The following is a 12747-nucleotide window of genomic DNA, read 5'->3' as shown; positions in this document are numbered from 1 at the left end:
GAAGGGAGAATTTGGATTTACTGTCCGGTAAAAGCTATAGGCGTTTTTCATTTATAAAAATGAAATTGGAAGAATATCACTGTAATCGGGTTATTGGAGAAATGGGTTTTAACCTGAAGTCAACCTGAACCACAAACTGATGAGAAAGATGATGTTGATTTCGAAAGTGAAGAATATCTGTAGGACTTTTACTGATTTTAAAACAGCATCCTCTTCACCGAACGTCCCCTGACCCTGGTAATTCCCGGACTATTCCACCTATAGAATGGGTCGATTTTCGATTTTAGTATGATAAACACCCTGGACATAAAGTCCTAATGCGAAGAAACAGTCGGGAAGGAGATTGGCGTAAAATTTTGTGGCGGTTCATCAATGAATAATCGGAAAAATAGTGATATGTTTAAAAAACCTATTTACCGATGTTGTTTGCATACAACCGTCAATAAACCCAATAAAGCAGGATCGTAACCGGACTTTGAAAAGCCAAATTGCTGGTTTGGATCTGTTTTAATGGAAAAATCCAAAGATCCATTATATGGGTAACCTGAGCAACCATAGTGACCAAGACTTGCTGATCAGATTAAAGAAGGGAGATGTTCCCGCATTTGACGAGCTATATTTTCGCTATGTCAAAAAATTAATGGCTTTTTCACTTACTTATTTTCCGAACAGGGAGCTTGCCAAAGATGCTGTTCAGGAGATTTTTACCAGAATCTGGACCAAAAGAGCCGAACTTGATCCTTCCAAAAGTTTTAAAACCTATCTGTTTCAGTCCGTCAAGTTTTACATGTATAATTATGCCAGAGACAAACAGCCCGCCTGTACCCTTGAGGAAGCACCCGAATACGTCTATCTGAACGACAATAAAACAGAGGATGAACTGGATTACCGAGACCTGGAGTCAATAGCTTATTCCTATATAGAAAAGCTCCCAAAAGTCCAACAGGAAGTCTTTAGACTGAATAAGCTGGAGGGTTTCACTTCAATGGAAATTGCTAGCCAGATGAACCTTTCCCAACGGACTATAGAACACCACATCTATTTGGCTTCCAAAACAATCAGAAAAGAAATGCAGCCCCATATTTCGTATCCAATATCTCTCACCTTGGCTCTGATACATCTCGGGTCAATTCTGTAGAAAAAGTCTTTTTCAATTTTTTTTATTTATTTTCACTTCCATATTAAGTATTCTTCCTGCCATTTGTTTTATATAACAAATATCATTCGTTTTGGAAGAAAACAAGATTACTAAATTTTTGAAAGGCACAGCTTCTCCTCAGGAAGAACATGAGGTACGGGAATGGCTGATGCAGCCGGGATCAAGAAAGGAGTTTGATGAGCTGATCGAAAGCTATTGGAAGAAAGCCGCTCCCAGCACAATTGATGAGGTCGATTATGACGGAATGTTGAGGGATATTCATAAAAGAATGCAGCTCCCCTCACAGGTGTCCAACTCTGGCAGAAGAGTTTTTATTTATAAGAGCTTAAGGGTAGCGGCAAGTCTGTTGTTGTTCGTGTTTTGCTCCTATGTATTAGTTGAAAGTTACAGAGACAGGAATGCCCGTACATCAGACCAAACCCAGGTTCAGCGCATAATTACCACCAAGACAACAGGGCCGGGAGAGAAACTTACATTGGTTATGTCTGACAAGACCAGGATCATAGTCAATTCTGAATCTGAGATCAGCTTCTTTTCTGATTATGGGATAAATGACAGGTTAATCAAGATTAAGGGCGAGGCATTTTTTGATGTGGCACCGGATCCGTCTAGACCATTTAAAGTAATTACCGATAAGGTGACCACGACAGCCTTAGGTACAGAGTTCAATGTCTATTCCCGAAATCACGACTATAGGATTGCACTGGTGGAGGGAAAGGTGGCTGTGGATAAGATCGGAAATCAAATAGAACTCACTCCCGGCTTGATGGCTTTGTGGAATTCCAAGGGAATTACACGTGATGATTTTGCTGTGCAATCATTTGATATAGAAAAAATAACAGGATGGAAAGAAGGAAACCTGATTTTTGAAAGAAAACGGTTTGGTGATGTTCTGGATGATCTGGCTGGCTGGTATTCAGTGGATATCCAGGTAGAAGAAGGAATAGATGTCAATAAAAAAGTAATCGGGACCTTCCAAAACAAAAACCTCCAGGACATTCTCACCGGTCTAAGCTTCTCTTTAGACTTTAGTTTTACCATTGATAATAACCGTGTCCATATTAAAAAGTAAAGCCCATGATATAAAAGCCCAAAAAAGGGTAAAGTCTCCATCGCCAAATGAAATCCTTTACCCTAAAGTCTTAAAGCGTAAACCCTAAAACCGATTCAAATTATGAAAAGAAAATTACTGTGCCTAATTAAGATGGTATCAAAAAACCTGATGTATGGACTCATCGTCCAGTGCATCTTTTTCACAGCTGCAATGGCTCATGATACAAATGCCCAAGTCAAACCTATAGACAAGGAGTTTGTCGTACTCCAAAAAGACAATTGGAGAGTGGAGGAATTATTTAAGAACCTGGAAAGCAAGACTGCCTACAAATTTGTGTACCTGGAAGAAATTCTTCAAAACACTGCTGTAGTACATGTCAAAAACAGGAAACAATCTGTAAAAGAGGTGCTCGTTGATATTGCCACTGCAGCTGGCTTAAAATTCAAGCAGGTGGACAATTCAATTTTTGTCGGAGAGGTGACCCGAAAGGATTCTTCCGAACAGGTCATGGGTATGGATAAACTGCTGGTGGTTACCGGAACAGTAAGAGATGTGAACGGGGAGCCTATTCCAGGGGTGACAGTCATCATATCGGGAACCACCACTGGGACTGTAACTGATATCGATGGTAAATTCTCCCTGGATGTGGAGGAAGGTGATACACTTGAGTTTTCATTTATAGGCTTTGAGCGTCAAACCATCACTATTACTACCCAGTCGGAAATAGTTGTCACACTTGTGGAAGAGGCCAGTTCTTTAGACGAGGTCGTTGTAATTGGCTACGGTACACAGAAGAAAAGCGATGTTACAGGTTCAGTAGTAAAAGCTGATATTGATGCCTTCCGGGAGTCTCCGAATGTCAATATTGCCCAGTCTTTGCAAGGGACAGTCCCTGGACTAAATGTAGGGCAGGTAAACAGGGCAGGCCAGAACCCATCCATTTCTATAAGAGGCAGAACTACCCTGAGTGGAAATCAAAATGTATTGATCGTTGTAGATGGTATTATCTTTACTGGAGGTCTTAATGATCTGAATCCTAATGATATAGAATCTATTGATGTATTGAAGGATGCAAGTAGTATGGCGATTTTTGGAGCCCAGGCAGCAAATGGTGTTATAATGATCACTACCAAAAGTGGTAAAACAGAGCAAAAGCCAATCTTTAATTATACGGGAACTGTGACGACACAAACTCCAGCTAATAGACCTGAATTGCTGGATAGAGAGGGCTTTCTAAATAAGGTAAGAGACCAGGATTGGGAACTTGCCTTTCTGGCACCTGATTATATCCAACCTAATCCGGATTATGATGTGGCTGCTCGCTTTGAGCCTACCATGTATAATGGCTATTTAGATGGAACTGAATTTGATTGGTGGGAGGAATCCACACAGCCAGGATATATCACAAACCAAAACCTAAGCGTAAGGGGAGCCACTGCAGAGACCTCTTATTTTATGTCCACCAGTTATACCAAGCAGGAGGATTTTATAATGAATGACCAGTTTGAAAGAATTACTGCAAGGATCAATTTTGATCACCAAATTTTGGACTGGTTTAGATTTGGGGTACAAACCTTTGGATCATTTGCTGATAATTCGGGAGAGATCCCAGCAATGCAGAATATTACCACCATGCCCCCGATAGTGGTGCCTTTTGATGAGGAGGGCAAACCTATATTGAATCCTGACGGTGCCCAACGATCAAACCCGTTTATAGCCCCATTGTCCAATGACTTTGATAAAAATAATAATCTGTTTGCCAACGTATATGCGGATGTGGAGGTACCTTTTGTGAAAGGGTTGAAATATAGACTGAACTTTGGTAATAATGCTTCCTGGAGGCGGCATTACAGAAGTAATCCCTATGCAAATGCAGCTGCAGGTGAGGCATTTAAACGGAATTATAACTCCTATGATTGGACATTGGATAATATTTTGACATTTCGAAGAAAATTCAACAACAAGCATGGGATTGACATGACTGCAGTCGTGGGCCGTCGGGAATTAAAATATGAGGGCACAGAGGCGAATGGATCAAATTATAATAATCTGAATCTTGGCTATAATGATTTAAGTCTAGGACAGATTCAACTGATACAGTCGAATGCATGGAATGAAAGTTACCTGTATCAGACAGTAAGAGTGAATTATGATTTCAAAAGCAAATATTTAATTACGGCTACTGTTCGAAGGGATGGCTTCTCCGGTTTTTCAGCAAACAATAAATATGGAATTTTCCCATCTATCGGTATAGGATGGGTATTGAGTGAAGAACCATTTATGGATTTGGCTTGGATAAATTACCTTAAGTTTAGAGGATCTTATGGCACCAACGGGAACTTGACGAGCCGGTACTCCTCATTAGCCAGAGTCAATTTATACCCAGCTTACGTATTTGGAAATGGAGGTTCCACTGAATTTGGTCAAAGGGTAAGTTCTTTGTCAAATTCTGATTTATCCTGGGAGACTACCACAGGATACAATTTTGGGCTGGATTTTTCACTCTTTAACAGCAGGTTGACTGGTGCATTGGATTATTACCAAAATACAACTAATGACCTGCTTTTCAATATTAATATTCCTGAGGTATCAGGGTTCAACAGTATCGCTACTAACCTTGGAGAAATTGCAAATAGGGGAATGGAGCTTGTGTTGAAAGGTGACATGGTGAATAGGGGAGAATTTAAGTGGAATACAACCTTCAATATTGCTTTTAACAGAAACAAGATTGTCTCATTGCTTGGACTTGATGCAAATGAAGATGGGATTGAAGACGACCTTGTGGCAAGTGGTCTGTTTATTGGCCAACCCATTAATAGTATTTATGACTATAAATCTGCGGGTATTATCCAATTGGGCGAGGAAGCTCCTTCTGGGTTTTTTGTAGGCACCCATAGGATTGTTGATACCAATAATGACGGTATAATTGATGCCAATGATAGAGAAATAATTGGCAGGCAGGAGCCTGCATTCAATTTTGGTATTCTGAATGAGTTTAATTATAAAAATTTTACACTGAGATTTTTTATCAATTCTATTCAAGGTGGTAAAAACGGGTACATGGGAATAAATAATCCCAACTTTGGTTCAGCCGACAATGCGAGAAGGAATAATTATTTTGTGGATTATGACTATTGGACTCCAGCTAATCCAAACGCCAGATATAGGGCTCAGGATAAAGTACCGGGGATTGAATATAGATATTATGGGGACAGAAGTTTCGTTCGGCTACAAGATGTCACGGTAGCTTATAAGCTTGATCAGGATATTACCGATAAGTGGGGGCTTCAAGGGCTAAAAGTTTTCGTCAGCGGAAAAAACCTTGCCACTTTAACCGACTGGGTGGGATGGGATCCGGAAACGGGAAGCGGACTTCAGGTAAACGGTATTCCTGTAATGAAAGGTTTTTCTGTTGGGGTTGATGTAAGTTTTTAAAATTAAGTAAATAGTTAATAGGTTAAGTAAGCATGATTTAAGTGTCACACACCGGGATGATTATAATGCATGCGAGATTCCATATGGCCTTTAAAAGACAAATTATAAACAAATGAAAAGAATAATATTCTATATATCGATAAGTTTAATAGCAGTAAATCTTTCGGGGTGTTTTGATTCAGCAATACTTGACGAAGTCCCGTTGGATTTTGCCAGTCCAGAAAATTCCTATGTTACAGAGGCGGATTTTAACAGTGCGGTAATTGCACTTTATGACCAAGCTAGATTGGCACTGTCAGATGGGGAGCACCGTCCTCTGGATCATATTTATGGTACTGACCTTGGATATAACGGAGCAAATCAACTAAACCAAAGATTTGGCTCTTATCTAGCTACTTTATTACCCACCTCGGACCCGGCAATTTATCACTGGCGACAATATTATAGGATAATTTCAGGAGCAAACATTATATTGAACAGGCTAGAGGGATCCAAGGTCAGTGATCAGCACAAAATTTTAGTGGAGGCACAAGCCAAATTATTCAGAGGCCTTGCCTATAGAAACTTGGCTCATCTGTATGGAGGAGTACCTATAGAATTGGAAGAAACACAATCCCCCAAGACCGATTATGTCAGAGCGAGTAGGGAAGAGGTGTACCAACAGGCTGCCAATGACCTTGAGATTGCATCAGCTAATTTACCCGGGATAACTGAGGTGAGGGACGGGGAGATAAGTAATCTTGCTGCATATCATATCTTGGCAGAGGTGTATGTATCTCTGGAACGTTGGAATGATGCCATTGAGGCAGCAGGCGTGGTAATAGATGATCCCAGTACTTCTTTAATGACCGAAAGATTTGGTTCCCTCAAGGATGAGCCAGGAGACGTATATTGGGATCTTTCGAGGAGGTACAACCAAAACAGGAGTGTTGGAAACACAGAAGGGATATGGGTTTGGCAATATGAAGTGGATGTGCCGGGGGGAGTAACCTCCTCTTCAGGATTGAGTGGACCTATGTTGGAAAGAGACCATTCCCCAAGGCCATGGAGTTTTACTGTAAGGGATCCCTCGGGAGTTGCTCCTTTCCTCCCACAAGGAGTATCTGACAACACTGGAGGAAGAGGGATAGGGCGATTTCGCGGAACAAACCACTTCAATTACGGCATTTGGCAGTATGACTGGGAAGATATGCGAAACTCAGAATACAATTTTATCAGGGATGTAGCTTTTAACAATCCGGCCTCGGAGTGGTTCGGTCTAAAGTTGTCAGATAAAATGTCACAGTTTAGGGTCACCTTGGAAGATACAATCAGAAATTTTTACCCGTATCAGGCAAAAGTGACTACCCCTGGTCAGCATCCGTCGGAGCTGTACGATAACCCGGTTTTAAAAACCCTTATATCTTCTTCTGCTGGAACTACCTATAGTGACCAGTATCATATTAGGTTGGCTGAAACTTATTTACTAAGAGCCGAAGCTTATCTTGGGAGTGGTGATAGCCAGTCAGCGGCAGATGATATTAATGTGGTCAGGGAGCGCGCCAAGGCACGTTTGATCACTGCTGGGGAGGTCGATATTGATTTCATTCTGGATGAAAGGATGCGGGAATTGGGGACGGAAGAAAAGCGTAGGTTGACATTGAACCGCTTGGGTAAGCTTTATGAACGTACAAGCAAATATTGTGAAGGTTATCCAGGTGTGGCGAATTTTGGCGTGGATGTGCAGCCATATCACAATTTATTCCCTATTCCGTTTAGTGAAATAGAGCGAAATACTGGAGCAGTATTAATACAGAACCCAGGATATGCAGCAGAATAAGCAGCACACATAAATATGCACATGTATATTTATCCTCCTTCGGGCATCTGGAATCGAGCATGTTACAGCAACACACATTTGGATGATTATGGATCACCTATCGTTCGGCAGTCAAATGAAATCTTACACCTGGCTGCGGAACGGTAGATCCCAGTTCAAGACTAAGTACATACTATCTGCTTCCTTCTTCATGGGGTAGGTTATAGAGATAGAATAAAATTAATTACAAATGAATTACCGATATATCAAACCTCTCACAATTGTTCATTTATTACTTTTCACTCTTTGGATATCCGGATTTTCTCAGGTGAAGTCAAAGGAGGACAGCCGTCCCAATATTCTGTTTGTCATCAGTGATGATCAATCATTTGGCCACACAAGCTTTGAAGGAAGCCCGTTTATCCGAACGCCTGCCTTCGACAAAGTGGCTAGTGAGGGGGTTTACTTTAGAAATGCCATTGCAGGTTCGCCTGGCTGTGCACCGTCTCGAAGTGCTCTTATCACAGGAAGACATCACTGGCAAAATGAGCAATCCGGACAGCACGCAGCTCCCTGGTTGAAGAAATATGTGCCATTTGTGGATTTACTCAGCGCTAATGGATATGCAACAGGTCGTACTGGAAAAGGAGTTTCCCCTTTTCAGTATGCCCGTGATGAACAGGATTCTACGTGGCGGGAGTCGGATGCTGCAGGCATTGCCCATAGTAACATTCGCTATCAGACAGGAACACCCGAAGACGTGCGCCCAACCAATAAGGTAAGCAACCTGAATTATTTTGAGAATTTTAAATTTTTCATGGAAAAAGTCCGTGGAGACGATCCTTTCTTTTTCTGGTTTGGCGCCTCTGAACCACACCGAGACTATGAACAGGATTCTTGGAAAAGGACAGATAAGAAATTGTCGGACGTGGAGCTTCCAGGCTTTTTTCCGGATCATGATATAGTGAGGGGAGATCTACTTGATTATGCTGTGGAGATTGAATGGGTTGATAATCATTTGACGCAGATGCTCTCTTATCTAGAAGAAATTGGGGAACTCGAAAATACCATTGTCATAGTAACTTCAGATAATGGCATGCCATTTCCAAGAGCTAAAGCCAACAGCTATGAATATGGTATTCATGTGCCATTTGCTGTGAGGTATCCGAAAAACTTTCCTGGTGGTCGTGTGGTTGATGATCCCATCAGCTTCACTGACATTGCACCTACCATTCTTGAACTTTCACATACAAGCCCCGAAGGTATGATGCCAATTACAGGAAAAAGTATTCTACCTATTTTGGAATCTACTAAACAGGGCATCGTGGATCGATCAAGCAAGTATGCTTTTTCTGGTAGGGAAAGACATTCCTCATCCCGATATCAAAATTGGGGCTATCCGCAGCGCGCTATCCGCAGTGAGCGTTTTCTTTTGATTTGGAATATGAAACCGGATCGTTGGCCAGCGGGAGCTCCGCAGCGGATAGAGCCTGGCCCAGATAATAAACTATTGCCATTGCATGGAGTTGACGAAGAAGGGGTACACCATTCGGACTGGGCGTACACCGATATCGATGGGAGTCCTACAAAATCATACATTATTGAGCATCAACAACAGGTAACGGGTATCCCGTATTTCAGTTTGGCGGTGGATAAACGGCCGGAGTATGAATTGTTTGATATAAAGAATGACCCTGATAACCTGAACAATCTAATTGGGAGTTTCCGTTTTGAAAAAGTTGAAAAGGAATTGAAGAAGGCACTAATGAAGGAGTTGGAAAAAACAGGAGATCCAAGAGTAGTCGGTCCTGACAAAGAAGTATTTGATTCCTATCACCGGTATAGCCCGATGAGGGAATTCCCTCGACCAGATAATATATATTAATGCATTGATAGATCAGAGATAGAATGATCTGGCTGTAAATGAGTTAGAGACTATTTGCCTCAAGTTGCTTGCCGAATCAAGTGATTCCACTACCAAAGAAAACTTTTGATTGTGCTTGTGTTCCCGTTTTATTGCTTCTGGCAGGGGCAAGGGTCAATATGGAAAGTGGGACGCCTTGCCGCTTGAACTGACTGGAATTATCTGAAGGAATGAACCATCATTAAATTGGCAATTTCTCACTTTAATGATGGTTTTATTTCGAGTATTTTAGCAGCGCTTATTCAAGAGGATTGTTTCCCAATGGTCTACAACTCATGTTTCTGGCTAATAATGTACACTTCGCGATTACAGTCGCACATCGGGCAGATTTTTATATTTTCTTTTTTTGTCAGAACAAGCCTTAATGCTTCGGAGGCTGAATTAAAAGGGCCTACATAGTCCCTCTCATATTTAGAGGGAAGATCTGGACAGTCCCTGTTGTGTAATAAAAATTGATTGTCATCATTAGCTTTTGAGCTTATATAAAAGAATTTCATAATACATTAATTGTTTTATGAATAAAATTAAGCCTTTAAAAAAGCAATCAATTATTGTAAAACAATTATAAAATGTTAAAGAAAATTTTAAATTCCATTGCATTTAAAATTTAATTTTCTTATGCAATTTTGAGCTTAATCTGAAGAAATCCCAAAATTGGCCTATTTGATAAGCAGGTAGCCGTTGGATCTTTGTTGAAGTACTATTGTAGCGATGCGGCTATGCCAGCAGCCAAAGTGTTATGGATCCTATGGGCTAGCTAATCCGCTGGAAATGAGCTTGTGTCTTTTTCGGATGTATGGTAATAAACTGTATTGCACTACAACCATTGGAAATGTCTATGGGCAGGAGTTTGACTAGTACTTATGGGTACCTGGAATTCCCATTGAAATCAGAAACCGATAAATAGGATATTTTTTTTCAGTCATAGTAGTAGGGCATCATATAGTGACTCTACTACAGGGACTGACAGCCGTTAAAGCAGCTAAGGATTTATTGTTTCTTTCACTTTTTTTAATTGCAACATTGTTTCAATAAAGTTTCTTGTTATATTTGCAATATAGTTGCATTTTATTTCGTGATCCCATTTACTCTTCTTTTTTCTGGCTTGTTTTCAATAGGGGAGGCTGAAGGCATTTCCCTGATGGAATCGGAGATAGCTCAAGTTTCCAATAGTAAAACGACTTATGGTATAGATTCTATAAATCATGCCCAAACTGATACAACTTCTAAAATCCGGGAGTTGGATGAAGTGTTGGTCATCGATCAGGCAGAGATGATCCGCAGAGAGGAATCCAACAGCATTCAGTTGCTCAAGCAGGATTTTATCCGTGAAAACCGGGGTGGAAGCCTGATGAATTCACTTGAGCGAGTGCCGGGAATCAGCATGATAGGAATTGGATCAGGGGCTTCAAAACCCTTGATCCGGGGGCTTGGGTTTAATCAGGTGATGGTGGTGGAGAATGGAATCAAACATGAGGGGCAGCAATGGGGTGCTGATCATGGTCTTGAGGTGGATCAATACGCCGCTGATCAGATCATGATCATTAAAGGGCCTTCGTCCTTTAAATACGGTTCGGACGCCATAGCTGGTGTAATAGATATCCGGGAAAAGCTGCCACCTACAGAAGATGGTTTCGGAGGCTCTATAGAAGTCGGGTACCGGTCAAACAATGCCTGGTTTGGAGGTTCTGCTAACTTATTTGCCAGAAAGAACAAGTGGTTTGCTGAGGGCAGGGTCACATTGGCTGATTATGGAGATTTTAAAGTCCCGACCGATTCTGTATTTGTGTATGATTTTGGCGTGGTGCTGCACCAGGGGCAAGTCAGGAATTCTGCTGGCAAAGAACTTGATTTTTCAGTAAGAGCTGGCTATCTCGGTAAACACTTCCGAAATACATTTTCTGTGAGCAGTGTCAGTACGAAGTCCGGCTTTTTTGCCAATGCCCATGGGTTAGAACCCCGGCAGGTGGACACGGAACTTCATGACCGTTCCAGCCGGGATATCATGTTGCCTTTTCAGGAAGTCAGGCACACCAAAGTGATCAATAAATCCAACTATGCTGTCGGCAATAGTTTCATTCAGCTTGATCTGGGCTATCAGCGAAATGACCGTAAAGAGTGGAGCCAATATGTCAATCATGGCTATATGCCGGCATCTTATCCGTCTGAAATGCTTTATCCTTCTGACCTGGAACGGGCATTTGACAAGGAAGTTTTCTCGTTCAATCTTAAAGATGAGCTCTTCTTGGATACTCACGAAATAGCTTTCGGGGCCAGTGGCGAATATCAGCATAATGACATTGGTGGCTGGGGGTTTCTGATCCCGGCATTTCAACAATACAGTTATGGGTTTTATGCAATAGATAAATTCAAATTCAGTCCAATTTGGCAACTTACTGCTGCCCTGCGATACGACCACAGCCGGATCGATGTAGAGGAATACCAGGATTGGTTCCCCAGTGTAGATGATGCTTCTCAAGTTAGGGAGTCGGATTATCTGTACAGGGCAGAGGAATTCCAGAGAGATTTTAACAGCCTGATCTGGTCGGTTGGATTTAATTTTACTCCAGGAGATCTTATCCTAAAGGGAAATCTGGGTACCAGTTTCCGCATGCCTATCGCCAAAGAGCTCGCGGCCAACGGAGTGAATTATCATTATTTCCGATACGAACTCGGCAATGCAGACTTAAGTCCGGAGCGCTCCCTGCAGTTTGATCTGGGAGCAGAGCTGAAAAAGGAAAAGTGGTTAGTCTCTTTCAGTCCATTTGTCAATTATTTCTCCAACTACATCTATCTTAACCCGACTGCCAGATTGGATATTCTGTATGGTGCCGGGAACCAGGTTTTTAACTATACACAGGCTGAAGTACTTCGCTACGGTGCTGAATTGAGCGTGATTCATCAACTGACTGAGAAGCTAAGTTTTGAATTCGTCGGGGAATATGTTTACAGTGAGCAAAAATCAGGGGCAAAGAGAGGTTATACCCTGCCTTTTTCACCACCACCTTCTGGCATCCTGAATGCCACATATAAGCCATCGTATAAAGGGGTTTTTAGCAATCCTTATGTTGCAGTTGATTTTCGAATAACTGCTGATCAAAGCGATGTCGTGCCACCGGAGAAAGTTACCCCAAGCTATCAGTTGGTGAACCTGCGTGTAGGTTCTGGCATTACGGTCTTACAACAGCAAATTCAGGTCGATGCCCAGGTACAGAACCTATTCAATACGCTTTATCTGAACCACACCAGTTTTTATAGGCTGATTAACCTACCAGAGGCTGGTAGAAACATCACTCTCTCCCTTAGTTACCAATTTTAATTAAAACCTTCTATTATCATGAAATCGAGCATGACGAAAACGTCACACACCGGGATGA

Annotated in this window: 6 protein-coding genes; all 6 read left to right on the top strand. The window is 41.6% G+C overall.

Features of this window, described 5'->3' with window-relative positions:
- The first annotated feature begins 535 nt into the window (after positions 1-535).
- The 6 genes from AS141_RS09160 to AS141_RS09130 all read left to right on the top strand — a co-directional run bounded on the left by AS141_RS09160 (position 536) and on the right by AS141_RS09130 (position 12689).
- Positions 536-1138 carry an RNA polymerase sigma-70 factor gene (locus AS141_RS09160; RefSeq protein WP_057937355.1) on the top strand — a complete coding sequence of 201 codons (603 nt, stop codon included), beginning with the start codon at positions 536-538 and terminating at the stop codon, positions 1136-1138.
- A 91-nt stretch (positions 1139-1229) separates the two neighbouring features.
- Positions 1230-2231 (top strand): FecR family protein, encoded by a 1002-nt coding sequence (locus AS141_RS09155; protein ID WP_057937354.1) that lies wholly within the window; start codon positions 1230-1232, stop codon positions 2229-2231.
- Between the two features lie 102 nt (positions 2232-2333).
- Positions 2334-5648, top strand: coding sequence for a SusC/RagA family TonB-linked outer membrane protein (locus tag AS141_RS09150; RefSeq protein ID WP_232424857.1), 3315 nt, complete (start codon positions 2334-2336; stop codon positions 5646-5648).
- Between the two features lie 112 nt (positions 5649-5760).
- On the top strand, positions 5761-7467 hold the full coding sequence (locus AS141_RS09145; RefSeq protein WP_057937353.1) for a RagB/SusD family nutrient uptake outer membrane protein: 1707 nt from the start codon (positions 5761-5763) through the stop codon (positions 7465-7467).
- Between the two features lie 229 nt (positions 7468-7696).
- Entirely contained in the window at positions 7697-9331 is a 1635-nt protein-coding gene (locus AS141_RS09140; RefSeq protein WP_057937352.1) for a sulfatase family protein, read from the top strand.
- Between the two features lie 1114 nt (positions 9332-10445).
- Positions 10446-12689 (top strand): TonB-dependent receptor, encoded by a 2244-nt coding sequence (locus AS141_RS09130; protein ID WP_232424856.1) that lies wholly within the window; start codon positions 10446-10448, stop codon positions 12687-12689.
- The last annotated feature ends 58 nt before the right edge of the window (positions 12690-12747 follow it).

The sequence above is a fragment of the Algoriphagus resistens genome (assembly GCF_001442615.1).
GTDB lineage: Bacteria > Bacteroidota > Bacteroidia > Cytophagales > Cyclobacteriaceae > Algoriphagus > Algoriphagus resistens.
This window is presented reverse-complemented; position numbering and strand designations above follow the sequence as displayed.